Raw genomic sequence first — 23047 nt, forward strand, 5'->3', positions numbered from 1 at the left:
GAATCTATTGACAATTCAGCGTAAAAAAATTACTGTCGTTGGAGCTGGGTTTACCGGAGCTACTACCGCACTTATGATAGCTCAGAAAGAACTTGGTGACGTTGTTCTTGTTGACATTCCTCAACTTGAGAACCCAACGAAGGGAAAAGCGCTTGATATGCTCGAAGCAAGCCCAATTCAAGGTTTTGATAGTAACATCGTTGGTACTTCAGACTACGAAGATGCAGCTGATTCGGATATTGTTATTATTACTGCAGGAATTGCTCGGAAACCAGGAATGAGTCGTGATGATCTGGTGAACACCAATGCAGGGATTGTCAAATCGGTTTGTGAAAATATTAAAAGATATTGTCCTGATTCCATCGTTATTATATTAAGCAATCCAGTGGATGCGATGACTTATGCTGCATACCATGCACTTGGTTTTCCAAAGAACCGTGTTATTGGGCAGTCGGGTGTGCTGGATACTGCTCGCTACTGCACTTTTATCGCTCAAGAACTGAATGTTTCTGTCGAGGATGTTCGAGGCTTCGTACTTGGCGGTCATGGGGACGATATGGTACCTCTCGTACGTTACTCTAGTGTGGGTGGTATTCCTATCGACTCACTGATTTCAGAAGATCGGATTGAATCTATCGTACAGCGAACTCGTGTTGGCGGTGGGGAAATCGTGAACCTGCTTGGCAACGGAAGTGCCTATTATGCTCCTGCCGCTTCCCTTGTACAGATGACGGAAGCTATTCTCAAGGATAAAAAACGGATTATTCCTGTCATTGCTTATCTTGAAGGAGAGTATGGTTACCACGATTTATTTCTTGGTGTTCCTACGATCCTTGGCGGTAATGGGATCGAGAGAATATTTGAACTTGATCTTACAACAGAGGAAAAAGCAGCCCTCGATCAATCGGCTGAATCTGTGCGTAATGTCATGTCTGTCGTAACGGTATAGGCCTTTAATTCATTAATAAATGAATAAACAGTGAATGAATGATAAGGAAATCCTGTAAATGAACAGGGTTTCCTTTTCTTTATACTTAATAATCAGTATAATTTGAGAGATAGGAATAAAGCGACGATGGAATCATTCTGTTTAGTCCATGGATTGGTTCCGGTTTTATTTCTACGGACAATATCATAATAGAACGGTAAGAAAGGAGTGAATCGAAAAGATGGGTTCAATTTTTTATTTTGTACACATACTTGGTGCAGTATCGGTAGGTTATTATCTTTTACTTCCTTTCGTGGTTAGTGCGCTTATGAAACTAGCAGCACCAGCTCAAGAGGGAAGTATCGCTGCTGTCAGAACATTTAATCGTGTTGCTCAATACGGTTTGATCATTCAGCTAATTACAGGCGGATACATCATGAGCAAAGGTGAGTATGAAGTTTCATGGATGATCCTGGTTGTTGTGATCTTTATCGCAATGCTTGCGATTGGTGGAATCATGGGTAAATCACTTCGTCTTGGCATTGCAGGTATTCAAGAAAAACGGGATATCAGTGCAGAGAAAAATAAACTGCGTATGTTCAGTATTATTTTAGCTGTATTGTTGCTCGTCATGCTTGGAATCATGGTCTACCCTTGGTAGAAACTAGGTAGAATACATATCGATATAAAGTATTCATCAACCCTATGTATTTTTAAGTAAGGCAGAATCATTCGCAAGTATTTGCGAAAAGTTCTGTCTTTTTTTTATAGAAAAGGGTTGGCTTTTCTTTTCATAGAGTGATATAAGAACGTTTCATTAAGCAGAGGACGGGTAAATTCATAACGAAGAGGATTGTTGTTAATCTGCTGTTACGTTTCGAAAAATGGCGTATAAGGAGAGCAAGATTAGCCATCCTATAACTTGATTATGAAAATGCGTGATAGAACATTCTAGAAAAGGAAGGGAGAACGAGATTATGTCAGAGAATCAGAACAAAACTTTACCTCCACAACAACAAAGCAAACAGCCAGGGATTGAATCAGAAATGACCCCAAGACCGAAGTACAAAGGGGAAGCTTACAAAGCAGCAGGGAAATTGAAAGGGAAGTCAGCTCTAATTACAGGTGGAGACAGCGGAATTGGTCGTGCTGTGGCCGTAGCGTACGCAAAAGAAGGAGCAAATGTATCGATTGTCTATTTAGATGAACATAGCGATGCAGAGGAGACCAAAAAATGCGTAGAGCAAGAAGGTGTGAAGTGTATTCTGATACCAGGTGATATTCGGGATTCCGCGTTCTGTAGCGAAGCGATCAAACAAACGGTAGATGAATTAGGCGGGCTGGATATTCTAGTGAACAACGCAGCTGAGCAGCATCCACAGCAGAATTTTGAAGACATTACGGATGAACAGCTGGAAACAACGTTCCGTACGAACATATTCAGTATGTTCTATATGACAAGAGCAGCTATGCCTCATTTAACAAACGGTAGTGCTGTCATTAATACCACTTCCATCACGGCTTACCGAGGCAGCGAGAATCTAATTGATTACTCTGCTACGAAAGGAGCGATTACCGCTTTCACACGTTCATTGTCAATGCATTTGGCCGATAAAGGAATCAGAGTAAATGCAGTAGCACCGGGGCCGATCTGGACTCCGCTTATTCCTTCTACTTTTGATGAAAAGAAAGTAAGTGAATTCGGAGCAACACAGCCGATGAAACGTCCAGGTGAACCGGAAGAACTCGCACCGGCTTACGTATATCTTGCATCCAGTGATTCATCATACGTGAGTGGACAAGTTATCCATGTAAATGGCGGAGAAGTAGTGAACGGTTAATAAATCAGCTATAACATATATCAGGTCTTGTACGGTCTTCCGTATGAGACCTTTTTACTTTAATTTAATAAAATTTACATAACGATCGAAGTACGCCGTTTAATGTGTGGTATGATCATTTTGATAGAAACAAGGAAAGGAATCGGATAATATATGGGATCTTGGTCACTTCGATTTGCTGCCTGGTTTGAGAAGTACATGTTTGCTATTATTCCATTCACCCTAATTGTAGGGATTGTTTTTTCTGAACTGTTTTTACCATTTGTAGCTTGGGTTCCCTATTTATTTGGTTTTGTTACCTTTGTCATGGCTTTGGGATGCGGTCTTACTCATTTGAAGAATGTGGTGTACAAACCGATGCCTGTATTTATTACACTGCTTCTAGCTCATGTACTGACACCGCTTATTGCTTTTGCACTTGGAGCAGCTCTGTTTGGTCCAGACTCTGACTATACGGTAGGATTAGTTTTATTCTCAATTATTCCTTTAGGTGTTTCTTCGGTATTATGGGTTGGCATGTCTTATGGCAGTGTTCCTTTAATGCTTGCCATGGTAGTGGTAGATTCAGCACTTAGTCCACTGGTTGTGCCAGGGATGATCGAACTCTTTTTTGGAGCAGATATCAAATTTGATACGGTTTCGCTAATGAAGGATCTTTTGTTAATTATCGTAGTTCCTACCGTTCTTGGTGTAAGCATCTATGAAATTTCAAAAGGGAAATTTAAAGCGTGGTCTGCCCCAGTTACATTGCCTATTTCAAAAATATTCTTCGCTGCAGTCGTACTTCTAAATGCGGCAGCCATCGCTCCTCATATGAGAACATTGGAAACAAGTGTTATTCTTGCTTCTATTGCTGTCGTGTTGTTAGTTGCGTTATGCTATTGTATTGGATTTGCAGGCTCTTTTCTTATGAAAAATGTTTCCCGGGAAATAAGGGTGACGATGTCTTACGCGGCAGGGATGCGTAATATATCACTCGGTCTTGTGCTCGCTATGGGTTATTTTTCACCGCAGGCAGCGATTCCGGTTGTTCTCGGGATTATGATTCAGCAGCCGCTTGCAACACTGCATCATGCACTACTGCAACGTTTTTTACCAGTTCAAAAAGAAGAAATATAAAAGATAATGTTAACAATAACGGTATAAAGGATGAGTAAATAACGCATGAAGACTTTTCGTTTTCGGCTTACAGCTATTATGATGACGCTGATCTTTATTTCTGTCTTAGCGGCAGGTGTGGCTCTGGGTCAAGTATTCAAAGAAGTACATATTAATGCCCTTGAAGAAAATATGGTGCGTGAGATTAACCTACTGAAAACCCATTTTCCTTTTATAAAGACTCAAGGTGATTCCGAGACGGTAACCAAATATTATACAGAAAAAGCAAAAGAACTTGAGGATCTCACCGATTCAAGAACAACGTTTATCCTTAGAGATGGTACCGTTATTGGTGATTCGGAGCATAGTGCAACCAAGATGGATAACCACCTAAATCGTGAAGAAATTACATCTATTAACGAAGGAACTACTTCATACGGACATTCTATTCGAACGAGCGAAACGCTTGGTCAAAAGATGTTATATATTGCGCTTCCTGTAACTTCATCAGATGGGAAATTTGATGGTTATATCAGGCTTTCTATGAGCTTAAAAGCGGTAGACGAAGGACTAGGTCGAGGTTGGTTTCTTATGTTTATCACTCTTATTATTTTGTTTGTATTGGTGGCATTTGTCTGCTACCGGGTGGGGAAAAGTCTTACAAGTCCAATCGAGCACATTACGAAGGTAGCGAATCAAATATCTCAACTGGATTATGATGCAAGAGTTAGATTTAATCGCGATGATGAAATCGGACAACTCGGCAAGGCAATCAACGGCATGGCAGACAGCCTGCAGACTCAGCTGAAAATGATCCGTGATAGTGAAGATTTGGTTCAGAGTGTAATGAGCAATATGACAGGCGGTATTATTATGATTGATGCCACACAAAATATCGCAGTGCTCAATAAAGAAAGTGAGCGTATGCTTGGTGTTGAACAGCGTCGTGTGATGGGCAGACCCTATCATGAACTCAAAAAACGACATTATGAGTTAACGAAAACCATTGAATCTTCCATAGATCATAGAGATCGTATACACGAAGAAGTACGTTTATATCAACCTGAAGAATTAATTGTTGGTTTAGACGGTGTTCCGATGTTCGAGAATGATGGGAGTTATCGTGGGATGCTATTTTTACTTCAGGATATCACCGCCATTCGGCGTCTAGAAAATATGCGGAGTGAATTTGTAGCTAATGTATCTCACGAATTGAAGACACCTGTAGCAGCAGTGAAAGGTTTTGCAGAAACACTTCTTAGCGGAGGAGTGAAGGATGAGGAAACTGTTCGATCCTTTTTGCAAATTATATATGATGAAGGTGACCGATTGAACCGCCTGATCGGTGATATATTGGAATTATCACAAATAGAATCCAGACGGTCCAACCTTGATTGCTCTCCGGTTCATCTTCATTCGTTCTTTGATATGGTGACCGGAACGCTAAGCAATGTAGCTGAGAAAAAACAGATTCGTCTTCTTGTAGATGTACCTAATGAATTATTTATTGAAGCTGATGAGGATAAACTGAAACAGATCTTTTTGAATCTAATCAGTAATGGGATTAACTATACTCTTGAAGGTGGACAGGTTAAAATTCAGGCATCCATTGACAAGGATGAAGGAGAAGAGAAAGTTGTTTTCCAAATCAGTGATACGGGGATCGGTATACCGAAAGCCGACTTACCGAGAGTATTTGAACGATTTTATCGAGTGGATAAAGGAAGATCTCGTAATTCTGGCGGGACGGGTCTCGGACTATCCATTGTTAAACATTTGGTCGAACTGCATCAAGGAACGCTAATGGTGGAGAGTGAGCTGGGTACGGGAACGACATTTACCGTTGTTTTGCCGCTTCTTCAGGAACATGCGGATGAGGAATAGATGATCAAATGGATAGCAGATAATATAGACTGTCATATTTTACACCACGATAACAAAGTAATGATATTATGAACTGAATGAACATGAGATGAAAGCAGGGGATACCATGGCACAGCGATTATTAGTTATTGAAGATGAGCCGACACTAGCAAGATTACTCTCCTATAACTTGACCCAAGAAGGTCATGATGTAACAGTAGAAGATCACGGTACATCCGGTTATGATCGAGCTTCTTCTCAGGAGTTTGATCTGATACTGCTCGATATTATGCTCCCTGGAATGAATGGACTCGAAGTTCTCAGTAAACTTAGAAGTACGGGGGTGAAAACTCCTGTCATTATTCTCACTGCTAAAAATGGAGAAAATGAAGTCGTTCAAGGACTAAAGCTAGGTGCAGATGATTATATAACGAAACCATTTGGGGTTTCGGAACTGCTGGCCAGGGTGGATGCGGTACTGCGAAGGGTATCTGGTATGGAGGAACAGCCTACACCTGATGAAGAGGACGGATCAAGAATTATTTTAGGGGAACTTGAGATATATCCGAAGAAGTATGAAGTGACGCTGAGTGGACAACCCATACAGCTTCGTCCGAAAGAGTTTGAAGTGCTTTTATATTTAGCTAAAAAGCCTGGTGTAGTACTTACAAGGGATGATCTGATGAATGCGGTCTGGGGATTTGATTACATTGGAGGGCAGCGAACCGTAGATGTTCATGTAAGCTCTCTGCGCAAAAAACTGGAGCTCGATCCCGAAACGGTTCATATTGACTCCATACGTGGTGTGGGATACAAGCTAGTAGCAGGCAAACGAAAGACGGTTTCACAGCTTCGATGATCCTTTACTTAGAATCATTAATTGTCCTTGGAGACAAGATAGGGAGAGGATTGTCCTGACTGACCAAGAGCCCTTGAAATCAGGAAAGTCCGCTCTTCGAAACGGAGAATAGGCGAATTAGCGGACTTTCCTGATTTACATTTTACATAGCGTTAACAATTGTTTATATAGCCTTTACAATGAGACGTTACAATGATGTAGAGCTTTTATTTTTGTGAGGTTTTTTTCGTATGACAAGATGAGCCTCACTATGCAGTAAAGGAGATAAACCAGGGATGAACAGCACGATGATAAATATTAAAAACCTGAATCTATATTATGAATCTTTTCAAGCGCTAAAGAATGTAAACCTTGAGATTCCCAAAAATACAGTAACTGCTTTTATCGGTCCTTCGGGCTGCGGTAAATCTACTCTCCTTCGTACACTTAACCGTATGAATGATATGATAAGCGGTACGAGAATTGAAGGGAAAGTGGAGATGGATGGACAAGATATTTATGGTGAGAACCTGCCGATTGAGACCCTTCGCAAACGGGTAGGTATGGTGTTTCAACAACCGAATCCTTTTCCTAAGACAATTTATGATAACATCGCTTATGGTCCACGCCTTCACGGAACAACGGATAAAAAAGTGCTTGATGAGATTGTGGAACAAAGTTTGCGCCGATCTGCACTGTGGGATGAAGTGAAAGATTACCTGAAACGCTCGGCAATGAGTCTGTCGGGAGGACAACAGCAACGCTTATGCATAGCCCGTGCTTTGGCAGTTCAACCTGAAGTGCTGCTTATGGATGAAGCAACATCAGCTCTCGATCCGATCTCTACCCTCAAAATTGAGGAACTTGTACAAGAATTAAGAGATCATTATACGATTGTCATGGTTACACATAATATGCATCAAGCTGCTCGCGTATCTGGAAAAACGGTCTTTTTCCTGAATGGGGAAGTGATAGAAGCGGCGGAAACGAACGAAATTTTCTCCAATCCACAAGACCCCAGAACAGAAGATTATGTATCTGGACGTTTTGGTTAACGGATTGTACGAATAAAATAGCTACACTTCATTTACATGAGGAGGAACAGCAAGGATGATTCGTAGAAAAGGATTTGACCGGGAATTAAATCAGCTTCGAGATTTACTACTCAAGATGGCGGAACACGTAAATACAGCTTTGGTAGATGCCATCAACAGTTTAAAGTCAGGTGACCTCAAACTTGCGCAGAAGGTTGTATCGAAAGATATCGAGCTAAATGCAATGGAAGAAGAGATCATGGAACTTGGAACGAAGCTAATTATCACACAACAGCCAGTCGCTAAAGATCTAAGAAGAATTATCGTAGCTTTCAAAATCTCAAGTGACCTAGAACGAATGGGTGATCTTGCACTGGATGTTGCCAAAGTGACACTGCGTATGGAAGGTCAGAAACTAATCAAACCTCTTGTCGATATCCCTCGGATGGGGGAGATTGTTAAGCTAATGATTGATGACTCCATTACTTCATATCTTGATGAAAATGCAGATTTGGCTTACAAAATGGCAAAAACGGATGATGAAGTGGATGAACTGTACAGCCATATGATAACAGACCTATATGCGCTCATGGTGGATCACCCGCAAGACGCTTCCCAGGCTATGCTTCTTATGCTAGTGGGTCGCTATATCGAACGAATTGGTGATCATGCGACCAATATTGGTGAGAGTGCCGTATATTTAGTAACAGGGAAACGTCCTGATTTGAATCAATAAAGAGGACAAATATTATAGGAAATAGGTTGTAATATATGGGTTTTTAGACCCTCGTAAATGGCAGAATTATTCTTTAATTTCTATTTTTTTAGAAATTTTAGGGTAATTCTGTTTCTTTATGTGTAATAGTGGGTAATTATACTCTGTCAGATAAGCAACTCACCTAGCAAATTTCGTGAAGATAGTGAAATGAGCCGTTGTTGACATCGGCTCTTTTTTCTATATGCTGGGAGTTTTTTAGGCGTAGGAACGAAATATGACAGGGGGAAACGATTCATGATTGAATTTAAAGGTGTTAAGAAAGTGTATGATGATGGTTTCGAAGCGTTAAAAGGCATTGATCTTACGATTAAACAAGGTGAAATTACGGTGTTCATTGGTCCTTCTGGTTGCGGTAAAACAACAACGATGCGAATGATCAACCGTTTGAATGTTCCATCACATGGTCAAATTTTGGTCAATGGGAAAGATATTTCGAAAATGGATGCCGTAGATCTCAGAAGAAGCATAGGTTATGTCATTCAAAGTGTGGGTTTGTTCCCAAATATGACAATCGCTAAAAACGTAGGTGTAGTACCGCGTCTACTGAAATGGGATAAAGCAAAAATTGATGCACGTGTAGATGAACTTCTTAATCAAGTCAGACTTGCACCCGAGACATTTGGGAATCGATACCCTTCCGAACTCAGTGGTGGACAACAACAGCGGATCGGTGTTATTCGTGCACTAGCAGCAGACCCAGATATTATTTTGCTAGATGAACCTTTTAGTGCACTTGATCCGATCAGCAGAGAAGAACTGCAAGATGAGTTAATTCGACTTCAAACTGAGGTGAAGAAAACCATCGTTTTCGTTACGCATGATATGGATGAAGCGATCAAACTCGCGGATACCATTGTACTTATGAAAGGTGGACAAATAGAACAAGTAGGAACGCCAGATCAGATTTTACGTCACCCGGCAAGTGAATTCGTAGAAAGCTTTATTGGTAAAGATCGTTTGTTGTCAGAAGACATTACCGAATTCCCGAATGTCGAGGAAGTCATGATTAACAATCCAGCTACCGCGTTCCCGTCCAGAGGAATTGCAGAAGCAATCACGATTTTACAAAGACGTAAAGTAGACTCTTTGCTCGTTGTGGATAAAAATAGACGTTTGCTTGGTAACGTGACGATCTATCAGTTAATCAAACATTATCGTGAGGAAGATAAGAAAATAGTCGATGTTATGCAGCCTGTAGAGCATGTGCTTTATAGAGGGGATTCGGTTACCACTGCGCTTACTATACTGAATGAGAACCAGCTTTCTAATCTACCTGTTGTTGATGAAGATGGACTTTTCCTTGGTCTCATCACAAGAGGTAGCGTCGTAAGGCTGCTCGCAGACGTCTATACTCCAGAACCAGAGGAGGCAGAAGTGAATGCAGGTATTTGAATCGATAAAAAGTTTCTTTGTTTTCATAGGTGAACGTTATCCAGATATTCTTAGTGCAGCGGGTCAGCATGCTTTAATCGCAGCGATTGCTACCATTCTAGGTATTGTTGTTGCCATACCGGTAGCGATTATGATCTCAAGTTCAGAGATTAAATGGGTGAATTCCGTAGTATTCAGTGTTGCGAATCTATTTCAAACCATCCCAAGTTTAGCACTTCTTGCTCTTATGATTCCTTTATTCGGAATTGGAATGACACCGGCGATCGTTGCACTATTTCTATATTCCTTGTTGCCGCTTTTACGAAATACATATGCTGGACTACAGGCAGTTGACCCTGCACTGAGAGATGCATCGAAGGGAATGGGCTACAGCAGACTTCAAAGTTTATTTCATATCGAGCTGCCTTTAGCGGTTCCGTACATTATGTCGGGTATTAGAATAACGACCGTTTATATCATTAGTTGGACTACTCTCGCTGGACTTATTGGAGCTGGTGGACTCGGACAGTTAATTATGTCGGGACTTGGCGTAAACAAGACCGAACTTATTGTAGCAGGCGCACTTTCAGCCATTCTTTTTGCATTGCTTGCTGACTTGTTACTTGGAGCACTAGAGAAAGCAATTAGACCGAACCAAAATAGTGCTAAGGCGTAGGTTTCCTAATTGTCTGAAGAAATCATATGAGATGTGAATATAGTCTCATAAGCTACTAAGGAAAGAGGGAGATCGTACAAATGAGAGTTACAAAACAAAAAACGTTGAAATTCACGCGCACATTGGTTTTATTTATGCTCATTCTTTCCATTTTTTCAGTAAGTCTGCCTGGTAAGGCGGAAGCTGCTGACCGGGTTAGAATTGGTACACAAACCTTTACAGAAACTAAGGTGCTTGCTGAGATATATAAAGCATTAATTGAAGATCGTACGGATCTAAGTGTAGATGTAACGACAGACTTAGCATCTTCGAGTCTACTGCTAAGGTCACTTAGCAAAGGCGAAATGGACATGGGAAGTTTATATTCAGGAGAAATTTTTAATGGGTATTTTGAAGTTGAAGATACAAAGGATCGAGATGCCGTCCTTCGTCAGGCTCAGGAAGGTTTTGATAAGCTGTGGAATCTGAAATGGTATGATCCGCTTGGCTTCGAGAATACGTATACACTGGCGGTCAAACAAGAAGTTGCAGATGAGTACGGACTTAGCAAGATGTCTGATTTGAAGGATCATGCAGGAGATATGAGGATTGGAGTGGATACGACTTGGCTTGAGCGTCCAGCAGACGGATATCCGGCATTCACAAAGGAGTACGGATTTACTTTTGCTCAGACCTCTCCCATGGAAATCTCACTCGTATATTCAGCAGTAGCTGACGACATTGTAGATGTGGTTCTAGCATATACGACAGATCCAGGACTCAAAGAGTTTAACCTCGCGACCCTTGCGGATGATAGACAGTTCTTCCCTCCATTCGATGCTTCAACAGTCATTCGTAAAGAGCTGATTGAGGAGCATCCTGAACTGGATGAAGTGCTTTCTTCTCTTGTAGGAACCATTGATGCAGAGACGATGACAGGGCTTAGTTATCAAGTAGATGTAGAAAAAATGGAACCGCGGACCGTCGCCATGAAGTATTTGGTTGATCTAGGATTACTTGATGAATCTAAGCTTCCTGCTTCAGCGATGCATCCAGACGCGAATTCATTCATGAAATTTTATTATTACATTACGGAAAATTCTTCTTATTTATTTCACTTAACATGGGTACATATTCTAATGGTGCTTTGCGGGCTGGGACTTGCTTTAGTTATTGGGATTCCGCTCGGTATTCTTAGTGCTCGTTATGAAAAAACAGGCAGGGTCATCATGTTCTTCACGAACATTATTCAAGTGCTTCCAAGTATGGCACTGCTCGTTCTGCTCATGGTTATGTTCGGCCTTGGATTCAAGAGTGTCGTTATTGGTTTATTCCTTTACTCTTTAAATCCCGTCGTGCGTAACACTTATGTTGGTCTGAAGGAAGTAAGTCCTGCTCTTCAGGATGCAGGAAAGGGGATGGGGATGAGCCGTTTCCAACTGCTGTGGAAAGTGGAAATGCCTTTATCCATTCCATTCCTCATGGCAGGTTTACGTGTAGCTGCCGTCATTGCAATTGGGGTGGCTGCACTCGCACCGATTATCGGGGGAGACGGTCTTGGCCGTGAAATTTATGCGGGTCTCAATCAGCGGCATAATATCAAAATACTAGCTGGTGCCATTCCTGCTGCATTACTTGCCATTCTGGCAGATATCCTTCTTGGAAGACTGGCGGAACGATTTAAAATAGCGAAACGGTAAAATGAAACAGTCTGAACTTCGGTTCGGACTGTTTTTCTTTCATTAGGCCGATAATGCAGGAGAGTGCATAGTTAATTCGTTTTGTTTTTTGAAGCAGAGTTCCCATGTGTTATCATATAGGGAGAAGTGAAACAAGAGAGGTGTATCTATGGAAAAGTTTATTTTGATTGATGGAAACAGTATAATTTATCGAGCCTTTTTTGCCATGCCCCCGCTGACGAATTCGAGCGGATTACATACAAATGCGGTGTACGGATTTACCACCATGCTTCTTCGGTTGCTCGAAGAACATAAGCCGACACATATGATGGTGGCTTTTGATGCAGGGAAAGTAACATTCCGCCATGAAGGTTATGAAGAGTATAAGGGAGGAAGGCAGAAGACACCTCCTGAATTATCGGAACAATTCCCTGTACTCAAAGAACTGCTTACCGCTTTCGGTATTGCTCAGTTTGAACTATCTGGATATGAAGCCGATGATATCATTGGAACACTCACAAAACGTGCCGATGAAGCGGGCCGCGAAGTCCTTGTGGTCACGGGTGACAAAGATATGTTACAGCTGGCATCGGAGAATGTGAATATTGCACTGACTCGTAAAGGCGTATCTGAGATTGAAAATTACGGTCCGAAAGAAATTGAAGAACGCTACGGCCTTACTCCGCTCCAGATTATTGATCTTAAAGGGTTGATGGGAGATACCTCTGATAACATCCCTGGTATTCCTGGAGTGGGAGAAAAAACGGCACTGAAGCTGCTTCACCAGTTTGGATCAGTGGAAGAGGTACTAAGTAATACTTCTGAACTCAAAGGGAAGATGAAAGAAAAAATAGAAACTCACGCAGAAGATGCACGGCTTAGTAAAAGGCTTGCTACCATTTACCGTGAAGTACCACTTGAGAAAACTTGGGATGACATGGTTTTCGGCGGTATTCAGGAAGAGTCGGCTGCTCCGGCGCTCGCGAAGCTGGAATTCAAATCACTGTTAGAGCGACTTGCCTTTACCGTCAAACAGGCAGATGCGGATGAGAATACACCAAAAGAAGAAGAGATTGAAACCGTTATTGTAACGGAAGATAACATAACGGACTTGTTGCCGTTACTTTCGGATATAAAAATCGTTCATGTCGAATCACGAGGAGACAACCCTCATCACGCTACTTTGATTGGGATTGTACTGACAGATCGCGAGAAATATTATTTTATTTCTCCAGAGATGCTCGTTACGGAAGCATGTGCGGGGGTAAGAGAGTGGTTAAGCAACTCGGACAACCCTAAACAGGGGTATGATTTGCACCGCGTAGACCTTGTGCTGCATACGAATGGGTTGCCATTTGCAGGTGCTGATTTTGATGTGCATCTTGCAGGTTATCTGCTCGATCCAACCGATTCAAACCAGACGCTATGGGGAGTTGCATCAAAGTATGGTCTGGCTCGTCTACAGTCGGATGATGAAGTATTCGGTAAAGGGGCAAAATATAAACTTCCAGAAGAGGAAGTGGTATGCGAGTATTTATGCCGTAAAGCAGAAACAATCTCACGCCTGATTTCTTTACAGCAGAAGGATTTAGAAGAGACAGGAATGCATGAACTTTTCTATGATCTAGAAATGCCTTTGTCACGCATACTTGCTGATATGGAGAAGCAAGGAATCAAAGCAAATGTAGACGAACTTAAAGCGCTTGGAGCTGAATTTGAACAGACGATTTCTTCATTAGTCACGAAAATTTATGAGATTGCGGGAACTGAATTTAATCTGAACTCGCCAAAACAGTTAGGCGAAATTCTTTTTGATAGATTGGGATTACCCGTTATTAAAAAAACAAAGACCGGTTATTCTACAGATGCAGAAGTACTGGAGAAGCTGGCTCCGTATCATGAAATTGTTCAGCACATCTTACAATACCGCTCAATCGCGAAGCTGCAATCGACGTATGTAGAAGGATTACTGAAAGAAATTTCAGATAAAACAGGGAAAGTTCATACGTACTATCGTCAGACGATTGCTGCCACCGGCAGACTTAGCAGTCAGTTTCCGAATCTGCAAAATATTCCGATTCGTCTGGAAGAAGGACGTAAGATCCGTAAAGTGTTTGTTCCTTCTGAAGAGAATTGGTACATTCTCGCTGCCGATTATTCTCAGATCGAACTTCGTGTGCTTGCTCACATCTCGGATGACGATAATCTAAAAGAAGCTTTTGTAAATGATATGGATATTCATACAAAAACGGCAATGGATGTATTCGGAGTCGAGGAATCAGCGGTAGACAGCGATATGCGGAGATCAGCGAAAGCTGTTAACTTTGGAATCGTGTATGGAATTAGCGATTACGGCCTGTCTCAGAACTTGAACATTACAAGAAAAGAAGCATCCCAGTTTATTGAGCAATATTTTGAAGTGTTCAAAGGGGTTCGTAAATTCATGGATGATATCGTGAAACAAGCTAAACAAGATGGGTATGTAACTACGCTTCTTGGGCGCCGCCGGTATTTACCTGAAATTAATGCAAGCAACTTTAATCTTCGTTCTTTTGCAGAACGTACAGCAATGAATACGCCGATTCAAGGAACCGCTGCTGATATTATCAAGCTGGCTATGGTTCACATGGATGCAGCACTTACGGAGAAAAAACTGAAAAGCCGTATGCTGTTGCAGGTACACGATGAATTAGTATTTGAAGTGCCGGAAGAGGAATTAGAAATAATGAAGGTATTAGTTCCTGAAGTGATGGGGAAAGCCTTGGAATTAGCCGTTCCGCTTAAAGCAGAAGTCAGCTTCGGCAGAAACTGGTACGAAGCGAAGTAAATCCGAGTAAAAGGGTATAAGAGTACCTCAAAATCCGCTATAATGGAAGATGAGGTGAAGACATCATGCCGGAACTTCCGGAAGTAGAAACAGTCAAAAGAACATTAAATTCGTTAATCGTAGGAAAATATATAGATCGTGTTACCGTTCATTTACCGCGAATTATTCAGCGGCCGGATGATATTGACGCATTTGCTATGGAACTTGTAGGACATACCATCCAAGGTGTGGAGCGAAGAGGGAAATTTTTGAGGATCTTACTGGATGGACTTGTACTTGTCTCCCATCTTCGGATGGAAGGTCGATATGGTTTATATCCTGAAGATGAACCCTTAGAGAAACATACTCATGTTGTATTTCATTTCTCTGATGGAACAGAGCTGCGTTACAAGGACGTAAGACAGTTTGGAACCATGCATCTGTTCCGCACGGGAGAAGATCTTACGAATAAACCACTGATGAAGCTTGGACTTGAGCCGCTCGACGAATCTTTTACCCTGGAAGCTTTTCGTAAAGCGATAGGGAAACGGTCAACCAAGATCAAAGTAGCTCTACTTAATCAGGAATATGTCGTAGGGATTGGGAATATTTATGTGGATGAGTCGCTGTTTAAGGCAGGGATTCATCCGGAACAACCCGCAAATACGCTCACTGACGAGCAGTTTGAACTGCTTCATCAGTCTATCATTGATACACTCCTTGAAGCGGTGCAAGCCGGCGGATCTACCATTAAATCATATGTTAACGGTCAAGGTGAAGTGGGCATGTTTCAACATCAGTTCAAAATATATGGCCGTCAAAATCAGCCTTGTGAACATTGTGGAACAATGATTATCAAGACAGTGGTAGGTGGACGCGGTACCCATACTTGTCCAAGATGTCAGGTGTTGGTGTAACGAATTAGTATAAATGAGCTCCAGGTAAGCGAGCTTTTATGAATAGGCACCCTTTTAATCAGGTTCCCATATACTGCTAGGGCAACGCAGTCTTAGGCATTAGCCTGCTTCCTGCTTTTAAAGCAGCTTTATGGCCTAGTTTTGGGAGGAATGAAGGGTGCCTCATTCATTGACGTTATTTTTGCTTGCTTTTGCGCTTAGTCTAGATGGCTTTGGTATAGGCATTACATACGGCCTTCGCAAAATGAAAATTCCTTGGCTATCGATCGTAATTATCTCCATCTGCTCTGGTCTTGTTATTGGAGTTTCGATGCAGCTTGGAGTTTTATTATCTGCTTTCGTATCTCCGGATGTAGCATCATGGATCGGTGCAGGGATTCTCATTGGTATGGGAACTTGGTCATTGATTCAGTCATTCAGGTCGAAAGCCGCGGATACAGAGGCAGATCCTTGGAAAGAAAAGGCGAACTTATCTTCAGATACTTCGTTGTCATCTCGGGAAACGGGAAAGAGTAGTACAGCTGAGGGGGAAGCGTCCGAATCGGAATCAAAAACGACCGTTTTTTTATTGGAAATTCAAAAGTTTGGTCTTGTGATCCAAATATTAAAAAAACCTTCCGCTGCTGATATGGACGATTCGGGAAGTATTTCGGGATATGAAGCGATGTGGCTTGGAATTGCCTTATCTTTAGATGCCTTTGGCGCTGGGCTGGGTGCTGCACTGCTTGGTTTACCTCCTTTATTAACCTCAGTTATGATCGCTTTTTTCAGCGGTATGTTTCTCGTCTTTGGTTTAAAGGCAGGTTTTCGTTTTGCAAACTCAACTTTTGTACAGTCTCTGACGGCCTTACCTGCAATTATGTTAATTATTATGGGAATATTGAAGCTGATTTAATTTGAGGTGAATACATGAATATTGGATTAACAGGCGGAATTGCGTCAGGTAAAAGCAGTGTTTCCAAGCTTTTTGTAAGCCTTGGAGCGATTTTAATTGATGCAGATCAGATCGCTCGGGAAGTCATGCTTCCCGGGCACCCTGTGCTTGCTGCTGTCGCTAAACAATTCGGACAAGTTGTTCTGCTTGAAGATGGATCACTGAACCGTAAGAAACTCGGTGAGCTTGTTTTTAATCATCCAGATCAGCTTCAAGCATTAAATCAAATTACCCACCCTGCCATTCGCCAAGAGATGAGAGACCGTAAGCATAAATTCGAAGAGCAGTTCCCAGGTCGTCTTATTGTTTCTGATATTCCTCTCCTTTATGAGTCAGGACTTGAAGATGGGTATGAACAGATTATGCTGGTATATGTACCGAGAGAGATTCAATTAGAACGGTTAATGAAAAGAGATGGATTGGACATGGATCAGGCGATCCGCCGTTTGAAAGCTCAGATGGATATAGAAGAGAAGAAGCAAAAAGCAGATATTGTTATCGATAACAGCGGAGATTTCGAAGAAACGAAGAAGCAAATTTTGGCCTTTTGGCGTGACGCGGGTTTATCATGAGATGGCTTCGTAAAAAAAGAGTGCTGCTTGTTATTCTTGTTTCCTTTTTATTTCTTCTATTTTTTAATACCAATTGGATGTCTTGGTTTTATCCGATTCATTATAAAGATGAGATTCGTACACAAGCAGAAGCTTATGATGTGGACCCATTCCTCGTAGCCTCCATTATTCGAGTTGAGTCCAATTATAAACTGAGCCGCGAATCGAAAAAGGGTGCCATCGGTTTAATGCAGCTGATGCCTGACACAGCGAACTGGGTTTTGGAGAAAAAGCAGAAAAAAAATGTTACGATGGATGAACTGAAGCATGAACCTGAGGCTAATATAGAAATCGGTACCTGGTATCTTGATTACTTATCCGATCATTTTGATGGCAATCCGATCGCGGCGATAGCAGCTTATAACGCAGGACAAGGAAATGTAGGCAGCTGGATTAAAAAAGGCTTATGGGATGGGAAACTCGACACCATTAATGAAATTCCGGTAGGAGAGACCCGGCACTATGTACAGCGGGTTATTTATTATTATAATCAGTATAAAGATATTTATAAGGAGTTCTGATTTTTATCACCTTATCGGTAAAAATACGAATAAGTGCTGGACAGGCCAGCCTAATGGCTAACCTGTTCAGCACTTTATAATTACTTATTATTGAAATTGACCAGCGAGTTGTTGTTCACCGATAGTTACAAGACGTTTTGTAATGTAACCCCCGATAGAACCGTTCTCGTAGGAAGTCATGTTACCTTGGTATCCATCTTGTGGGATGCTGATACCTAGTTCTTGAGCGATCTCATACTTCATTTGCTCAAGAGCACCAGAAGCGTTAGATACAACTAGTTGGTTAGAGTTTCCGTTGTTACCTTGTGCCATTGCTTTCACCTCCTTGCGAGTTGGTAAAAGTATTATGTCTCGTATATGTGATTTTCATTACACTTTTAAAAGAAAAATAGTTGGAAAGTATATACAATAAGAGGAGTGATGTCCGTGAAATGTCCGTATTGCGCGTACGGAGGTACGAAAGTACTGGATTCTCGCCCTGCTAATGAGAACAAGTCCATTCGCAGACGCCGCGAATGTGAACAATGTAACCGCAGGTTTACCACCTTTGAAACGATTGAGGAGACACCGCTGATCGTTATTAAAAAAGATGGAAGCAGAGAAGAGTTTAGCAGAGAAAAGCTGCTCAGAGGATTGATTCGAGCATGTGAGAAACGTCCTGTATCTGTTGAACAGCTGGACAATATTGCGTCTGCCGTAGAGTCTTCTTTACGAAATACGGCTGTTGCTGAAGTAGAGAGCAGAGAAATTGGAGAGCTTGTCATGGAACAGCTGTATCCGGTAGATGAAGTTGCATATGTACGCTTCGCTTCTGTATATAGACAGTTCAAAGACATCAATATGTTTATGAAAGAACTAAAAACGTTATTATCCAAAGAGCCTTACGAAGAGTAAGCATACCTATACGGTAAAGGAGAATTCACTTCCATGATACATAGTCGTAAGTTATGGCTTGAATCGATGTTTCGAATAGCAGATCCTGTATTGGAAGCTTTATCGAACCGGAAATTAAAGGAACTCATGCCTGTGGATTCTCCCTCAGCGGGTAGAGAAACCTATGCTTATCTTGAGGCACTTGGCAGATTGCTTGCTGGTATAGCTCCATGGATAGAACATAAGCAGGATGGAGAAGAAGAAATTCTAAGGAATAAGTATGCAGCAATGGCCAGACAAGCTATCGATGCTGGAACGGATCCGAACTCAGCAGATTTTATGAATTTTACAGAAGGCGGTCAGCCGCTTGTAGATGCCGCTTTTTTAGCTCATGCGATTGTGAGAGCTCCTCAGGAACTTTACGGACAGCTTGAACCGAGAGTGAAGAAGCAGCTTATTGATTGTTTGAAAAAGACTCGCCGTATAAAAGCCGTTCCCTCGAACTGGCTGTTATTCTCTGCGATGGTTGAGGCAGCCTTGTATAGGATGGGAGAAGAGGACTTTGATGTGATGAGAGTCGATTACGCTCTCAAACAGCATGAGCATTGGTATCTTGGGGATGGAACCTACGGAGATGGTCCGCATTTTCACTGGGACTACTATAATAGCTTTGTCATTCAGCCCATGCTTGTTGATATCCATCTCACATTTCAGGGAATGTACCCTGATTGGGACTCGGCTTATGAATCGGTACTGCTAAGAGCAAGAAGATATGGCGCAGTGCTTGAACGCATGATTTCACCAGAAGGAACGTTTCCTCCCGTAGGTCGTTCGCTGGCATACCGTTTTGGTGCTTTTCAGATGTTATCTCAACTTGCACTCATGGAAACGCTTCCTGAGGAGTTGGATTATGCAAGTGTGCGCTGTGCGCTAACTGCAGTATTGCAGAGAACAATCGCTGGCGAAGGTACTTTCGATGAGAAGGGATGGCTTCGGATTGGCTTTTGTGGCAATCAACCAGATATAGCCGAAGGTTATATTTCTACAGGGAGTTTATATCTGTGCAGTACCTTATTCCTGCCGCTGGGACTTACAGGTGATCATCCATTTTGGGTTTTACCCGATGAACCCTGGACACAGAAAAAAGCATGGAGCGGGCAATCTTTTTCACTGGATCGTTCAGTGTTCTAATTAATAATTGGAGAGGTGACAAAGATGAGCAAGAAGCAGATTGCAGAAAAGCTATGGAATATTTTCTTGTTTGCTTTACTCTTTATCCTTTTTTATATTGCAGGTAAATATATAATCTTCTCTTATGTGCAAGTAGACTCGTTGTTATATCAGAACTTAATTGAAATGATCTATCTTGTTATTACACTGGTATTATCTCGTTTGTTGTCTGTGACTGTATTATCATTTGAGCGAATGAATCCAAGTCACCATCGATCCGTAGTTTGAATGTCATATGAAAAGTTGTTGCATGCCTAATATGATGATTATCAGTCCCATGATTATGCAGATTACCCCAGCAAACTTAACATAGGAAAGCCACATATCACTGGGTTCTTTATCTTAATCTATTCTTTTGAACAACCACGAATCAGGACGCTTAATAGCGAGGATCCCAAGTGCAATTACACAAACACCCATCAGAAAATAAAGTATGAACATAAGATCAGCTCCTTTGAATTAAATACGATATAAAAGGAAATCTAGTTCCAATCCATTCTCTTAGTGAGTTTGAAATTCGATTAAAAAGCACTTGCAACGACGCGTTTCTGAGTGTATAATAACTAAGTCGGAAAGTTACTGAGTTAACTTTACGTCAGATACGAATGTTGATCTAACAGTCAACTACATAATTAAGGGGCCTTAGCTCAGCTGGGAGAGCGCATCGCTGGCAGCGATGAGGTCAGGGGTTCGATCCCCCTAGGCTCCATCTATTTACCAAATAAACCACGTCCAATGGACGTGGTTTATTTTTTATGATTAGTCCATCTAAAAAAGGATAGTGGGAGTCAGTCCAGGCGTTGGGCTTTTCGTATGAACTCTATACGATAGCGATTGTCTAATTGCTAAATAGGTCAGGTAAAATATTATAAATATACTGGTTCTGCCAGTTCCAAGCATGCGTGCCGCTATCGGCTTCGAGGAAGTAGAAATTCCCCTTCTTTGTATCCGATGAATAGATGAAGACATCCGTTAATTTCTTCATCGCATCAATTTGAGGCTTCAAGTTCGGATACGCAACATCAAGTTTACCGGTAGCACTGAAGATATAATAGTCCTGCGGCTTATATCCGGATTTTTTTGCAACATTTGCAAGATACTCTGCTGTTTTCTCCGGTTGAAGACCGCCTCCACGCTGTTCAATGATCCAGCTGTCACCACTTAACGGTATATAATATTTAAAATAGTCTAGAGCATGAATAAAGGTAAACCACGTCGTGACCGAACCCATAGAGAAACCACCGAATGCTCGATGCTCCCGAGATGCTTTCAAATCTTCCAAACTTCCTGATTTGGCATAGGTATTGTACTTGTTTTCCACCAACGGAACAATGGTGTTCATCAGTTCCTCGTGGAAGAGCGCGACGTCATTCTTACCGCCATTAAAGGTAGGCGTCACAACGATAAGAGGTTCAATATCACCTGAGGCAATCATATTATCTAAAATTTTCTTCAATTCTTTGCTCTGGCCAGGCCCGCCGAAGAGGAGATCCTCGTTCTCTCCGCCGCCATGCATCAAATAGAGAACATTGTATTTCTTATTTGTAGCTGAAGCATCATAACCGTATGGAAGATAGACATTCAATTTTTTATCGTCTGTACCATCCTTTACATTAGGCGTTTTGTAGTGAATGCTTTCAATTTTTCCTGGCTTGTTGTTTTCGGTTCGATAAGCATTTGGAAGCGGCTTGAAGTATTTCTCATTCGCGGCTTCTTCCGTCATTTCAAGCTTACTGATTGCAGCTGTAATTGCAGCATATTGACTGTCAATTTCTTTCTGGGTAACCTTATGACCATTGAATACGCTTTCAGAAACGACGTTAGTAAGAGCATCTGTTACGATATTCCCATTTTTATAAAGCTTGAAATCAAGCTTTAGTGTGTTTTTAACCAAATTAAATAGATTGTATGGATTTAATCCGCTGACATCGTTTTTTGCCTTTCCAGTAAGTAAAACTTCGCCGAACTTCGATGGATCATGCCATGCAGTTCCTGTTGCATCAAACAAATTTAAGGAACCTATACGTTCCGATCCTATAGCATCGTTAATCTGTAATTCAATACCAAGCACTTTTCCGTTTTCTGGTTCCGTATTCAGAGCAATTCTTGTTTCAATTACGTAACCGTCTTTCACTTTTTTCGCAGCAGTATAATACAGGTTTGGATCTCCGTCATCTACGGATAACGCATTTTCGTAGTTCACGCGGATATGCAAATCTTCAGCGCCGTAGTCTGTAGTTTTATCGTTGTTCTCATCAAGGAATATTTCCACCGAATCTTGCATGTAGGGTGTTCCGGATTGAACGGACAGATTCTTATCTCTCACTTCTGCTAGAATGTATAGCGCGCGGTCATCCCATAATACTTTAAATGTAGCGGAAGTATCTATGTTAGCGGATGCATGCTTAGGTGATACCTTATGTGCCTTATTCCATATCGGATCAACCTTTCCGTCAATGACTGGGGAACCGAAATGAGCCACCATACTTCCATCGGAATCCAAACCATTCTTACCCACAGATATGTTCCCAGGGTCTGTTTTCATGGGTGCCTCCTTAATTACGGCTTTTGTTACGAGAACGTCCTTTTGTTTGAATGCAGGATCAGCCATAGTTGCAGCTGCAGAAATATCAGGCAATGAGCCGAGTGAAAACATAATTACCAAGGATACAATAGTTAACATTTTCATAATGGGGTTAAGTAACAGCCTTATACCATTCTTCAAAAGTTCTCCTCCTTTTAAATGTAATCATTAGTATGTTTGTCACCCATTGGTTCTCTTACCGCTCAATCAGTTCCTGAATGTTCTCCCTACAAAATCATTAGACTGAATTGTTGCTTTTTATCTTAACTTTAATAATCACGTCCTTTCACTTTATATTTAACGTTCGTTTCTGAGAGAATTTAACGTTAATTATATAAAATGTCAACATCATATTAGCATGATGTTTGTTACCTGTGAAGGCGAAAAAAGTAGTAATAAAAATAATAAAAGTTTGATTTTATTCTGATTTTATTCTCCCAAAACTCTATAACAAATTGTATAAAAATAAGAAATAAAACAGTAAAT

At 41.4% G+C, this 23047-nt stretch carries 21 protein-coding genes and 1 tRNA gene; 20 read left to right on the forward strand and 2 right to left on the reverse strand.

The features are described from left to right. Window positions 1-7 precede the first annotated feature (7 nt). The 16 genes from mdh (at window position 8) to ACWPWY_RS03260 (ending at window position 17874) form a co-directional block, all read left to right on the forward strand. Complete coding sequence (mdh, locus tag ACWPWY_RS03185; protein ID WP_454190353.1) at window positions 8-949, forward strand: malate dehydrogenase; 942 nt, start codon at window positions 8-10, stop codon at window positions 947-949. Window positions 950-1169: 220 nt separating this feature from the next. After that, complete coding sequence (locus ACWPWY_RS03190; RefSeq protein WP_454190354.1) at window positions 1170-1589, forward strand: hypothetical protein; 420 nt, start codon at window positions 1170-1172, stop codon at window positions 1587-1589. 316 nt (window positions 1590-1905) lie between these two features. Beyond that, window positions 1906-2769, forward strand: a complete 864-nt coding sequence (locus ACWPWY_RS03195; RefSeq protein ID WP_454190355.1) for an SDR family oxidoreductase — start codon at window positions 1906-1908, stop codon at window positions 2767-2769. A 153-nt stretch (window positions 2770-2922) separates the two neighbouring features. Beyond that, complete coding sequence (locus ACWPWY_RS03200) at window positions 2923-3888, forward strand: bile acid:sodium symporter family protein (protein ID WP_454190356.1); 966 nt, start codon at window positions 2923-2925, stop codon at window positions 3886-3888. 45 nt (window positions 3889-3933) lie between these two features. After that, window positions 3934-5751 (forward strand): two-component system histidine kinase PnpS, encoded by a 1818-nt coding sequence (gene pnpS / locus ACWPWY_RS03205; RefSeq protein WP_454190357.1) that lies wholly within the window; start codon window positions 3934-3936, stop codon window positions 5749-5751. A 106-nt stretch (window positions 5752-5857) separates the two neighbouring features. Next, window positions 5858-6589, forward strand: a complete 732-nt coding sequence (locus ACWPWY_RS03210; protein WP_454190358.1) for a response regulator transcription factor — start codon at window positions 5858-5860, stop codon at window positions 6587-6589. 275 nt (window positions 6590-6864) lie between these two features. Then, window positions 6865-7623: a phosphate ABC transporter ATP-binding protein PstB gene (pstB, locus tag ACWPWY_RS03215; RefSeq protein ID WP_454190359.1), complete on the forward strand. Its 759-nt coding sequence runs from the start codon at window positions 6865-6867 to the stop codon at window positions 7621-7623. A gap of 55 nt (window positions 7624-7678) precedes the next feature. After that, on the forward strand, window positions 7679-8338 hold the full coding sequence (phoU, locus tag ACWPWY_RS03220; protein WP_454190360.1) for a phosphate signaling complex protein PhoU: 660 nt from the start codon (window positions 7679-7681) through the stop codon (window positions 8336-8338). A gap of 276 nt (window positions 8339-8614) precedes the next feature. Then, the gene (locus tag ACWPWY_RS03225; protein ID WP_454190361.1) at window positions 8615-9772 is read left to right on the forward strand and encodes an ABC transporter ATP-binding protein; all 1158 of its coding nucleotides are present in this window, start codon (window positions 8615-8617) and stop codon (window positions 9770-9772) included. Next, window positions 9759-10427, forward strand: a complete 669-nt coding sequence (locus ACWPWY_RS03230) for an ABC transporter permease (RefSeq protein ID WP_454190362.1) — start codon at window positions 9759-9761, stop codon at window positions 10425-10427. The genes ACWPWY_RS03225 and ACWPWY_RS03230 overlap by 14 nt, the downstream gene beginning before the upstream one ends. A gap of 80 nt (window positions 10428-10507) precedes the next feature. Beyond that, the gene (locus ACWPWY_RS03235; RefSeq protein WP_454190363.1) at window positions 10508-12106 is read left to right on the forward strand and encodes a glycine betaine ABC transporter substrate-binding protein; all 1599 of its coding nucleotides are present in this window, start codon (window positions 10508-10510) and stop codon (window positions 12104-12106) included. Between the two features lie 148 nt (window positions 12107-12254). Then, the gene (gene polA / locus ACWPWY_RS03240; protein ID WP_454190364.1) at window positions 12255-14912 is read left to right on the forward strand and encodes a DNA polymerase I; all 2658 of its coding nucleotides are present in this window, start codon (window positions 12255-12257) and stop codon (window positions 14910-14912) included. Between the two features lie 65 nt (window positions 14913-14977). Further along, complete coding sequence (gene mutM / locus ACWPWY_RS03245; protein WP_454190365.1) at window positions 14978-15808, forward strand: DNA-formamidopyrimidine glycosylase; 831 nt, start codon at window positions 14978-14980, stop codon at window positions 15806-15808. 157 nt (window positions 15809-15965) lie between these two features. After that, window positions 15966-16703, forward strand: coding sequence for a manganese efflux pump (locus tag ACWPWY_RS03250; protein WP_454190366.1), 738 nt, complete (start codon window positions 15966-15968; stop codon window positions 16701-16703). A 14-nt stretch (window positions 16704-16717) separates the two neighbouring features. Continuing rightward, entirely contained in the window at window positions 16718-17314 is a 597-nt protein-coding gene (gene coaE, locus ACWPWY_RS03255; RefSeq protein WP_454190367.1) for a dephospho-CoA kinase, read from the forward strand. Next, entirely contained in the window at window positions 17311-17874 is a 564-nt protein-coding gene (locus ACWPWY_RS03260; protein ID WP_191797974.1) for a lytic transglycosylase domain-containing protein, read from the forward strand. The genes coaE and ACWPWY_RS03260 overlap by 4 nt, the downstream gene beginning before the upstream one ends. An 87-nt stretch (window positions 17875-17961) precedes the next feature. On the opposite strand, the gene ACWPWY_RS03265 is transcribed toward ACWPWY_RS03260, so the two are convergent. Beyond that, the gene (locus tag ACWPWY_RS03265) at window positions 17962-18186 is read right to left on the reverse strand and encodes a small, acid-soluble spore protein, alpha/beta type (protein WP_454190368.1); all 225 of its coding nucleotides are present in this window, start codon (window positions 18184-18186) and stop codon (window positions 17962-17964) included. Window positions 18187-18300: 114 nt separating this feature from the next. Between ACWPWY_RS03265 and nrdR the strand changes: the two genes are divergently transcribed. The 4 genes from nrdR to ACWPWY_RS03285 all read left to right on the forward strand — a co-directional run bounded on the left by nrdR (window position 18301) and on the right by ACWPWY_RS03285 (window position 20686). Further along, window positions 18301-18768, forward strand: coding sequence for a transcriptional regulator NrdR (nrdR, locus tag ACWPWY_RS03270; RefSeq protein WP_191797976.1), 468 nt, complete (start codon window positions 18301-18303; stop codon window positions 18766-18768). A gap of 33 nt (window positions 18769-18801) precedes the next feature. Beyond that, on the forward strand, window positions 18802-19938 hold the full coding sequence (locus ACWPWY_RS03275; RefSeq protein WP_454190369.1) for a DUF2264 domain-containing protein: 1137 nt from the start codon (window positions 18802-18804) through the stop codon (window positions 19936-19938). Between the two features lie 24 nt (window positions 19939-19962). Then, window positions 19963-20205 (forward strand): hypothetical protein, encoded by a 243-nt coding sequence (locus tag ACWPWY_RS03280; protein WP_454190370.1) that lies wholly within the window; start codon window positions 19963-19965, stop codon window positions 20203-20205. A gap of 408 nt (window positions 20206-20613) precedes the next feature. Further along, window positions 20614-20686, forward strand: a tRNA-Ala gene (locus ACWPWY_RS03285). A 129-nt stretch (window positions 20687-20815) separates the two neighbouring features. Here ACWPWY_RS03285 and ACWPWY_RS03290 read toward each other — a convergent pair. After that, window positions 20816-22702 carry a sugar-binding protein gene (locus ACWPWY_RS03290; RefSeq protein WP_454190371.1) on the reverse strand — a complete coding sequence of 629 codons (1887 nt, stop codon included), beginning with the start codon at window positions 22700-22702 and terminating at the stop codon, window positions 20816-20818. Between the last annotated feature and the right edge of the window lie 345 nt (window positions 22703-23047).

Source organism: Paenibacillus sp. Marseille-Q7038 (assembly GCF_965111595.1).

Excerpts from the sequence above, each read along its gene's own strand:
- ACWPWY_RS03210 (WP_454190358.1), top strand. The coding sequence starts at position 5,858 with ATGGCACAGCGATTATTAGTTATTGAAGATGAGCCGACACTAGCAAGA.
- ACWPWY_RS03225 (WP_454190361.1), top strand. The coding sequence starts at position 8,615 with ATGATTGAATTTAAAGGTGTTAAGAAAGTGTATGATGATGGTTTCGAA.
- ACWPWY_RS03190 (WP_454190354.1), top strand. The coding sequence starts at position 1,170 with ATGGGTTCAATTTTTTATTTTGTACACATACTTGGTGCAGTATCGGTA.
- ACWPWY_RS03200 (WP_454190356.1), top strand. The coding sequence starts at position 2,923 with ATGGGATCTTGGTCACTTCGATTTGCTGCCTGGTTTGAGAAGTACATG.
- pnpS (WP_454190357.1), top strand. The coding sequence starts at position 3,934 with ATGAAGACTTTTCGTTTTCGGCTTACAGCTATTATGATGACGCTGATC.
- pstB (WP_454190359.1), top strand. The coding sequence starts at position 6,865 with ATGAACAGCACGATGATAAATATTAAAAACCTGAATCTATATTATGAA.
- ACWPWY_RS03275 (WP_454190369.1), top strand. The coding sequence starts at position 18,802 with ATGATACATAGTCGTAAGTTATGGCTTGAATCGATGTTTCGAATAGCA.
- ACWPWY_RS03195 (WP_454190355.1), top strand. The coding sequence starts at position 1,906 with ATGTCAGAGAATCAGAACAAAACTTTACCTCCACAACAACAAAGCAAA.
- ACWPWY_RS03260 (WP_191797974.1), top strand. The coding sequence starts at position 17,311 with ATGAGATGGCTTCGTAAAAAAAGAGTGCTGCTTGTTATTCTTGTTTCC.
- phoU (WP_454190360.1), top strand. The coding sequence starts at position 7,679 with ATGATTCGTAGAAAAGGATTTGACCGGGAATTAAATCAGCTTCGAGAT.
- coaE (WP_454190367.1), top strand. The coding sequence starts at position 16,718 with ATGAATATTGGATTAACAGGCGGAATTGCGTCAGGTAAAAGCAGTGTT.
- ACWPWY_RS03265 (WP_454190368.1), bottom strand. The coding sequence starts at position 18,186 with ATGGCACAAGGTAACAACGGAAACTCTAACCAACTAGTTGTATCTAAC.
- ACWPWY_RS03235 (WP_454190363.1), top strand. The coding sequence starts at position 10,508 with ATGAGAGTTACAAAACAAAAAACGTTGAAATTCACGCGCACATTGGTT.
- ACWPWY_RS03230 (WP_454190362.1), top strand. The coding sequence starts at position 9,759 with ATGCAGGTATTTGAATCGATAAAAAGTTTCTTTGTTTTCATAGGTGAA.
- mutM (WP_454190365.1), top strand. The coding sequence starts at position 14,978 with ATGCCGGAACTTCCGGAAGTAGAAACAGTCAAAAGAACATTAAATTCG.
- ACWPWY_RS03280 (WP_454190370.1), top strand. The coding sequence starts at position 19,963 with ATGAGCAAGAAGCAGATTGCAGAAAAGCTATGGAATATTTTCTTGTTT.
- polA (WP_454190364.1), top strand. The coding sequence starts at position 12,255 with ATGGAAAAGTTTATTTTGATTGATGGAAACAGTATAATTTATCGAGCC.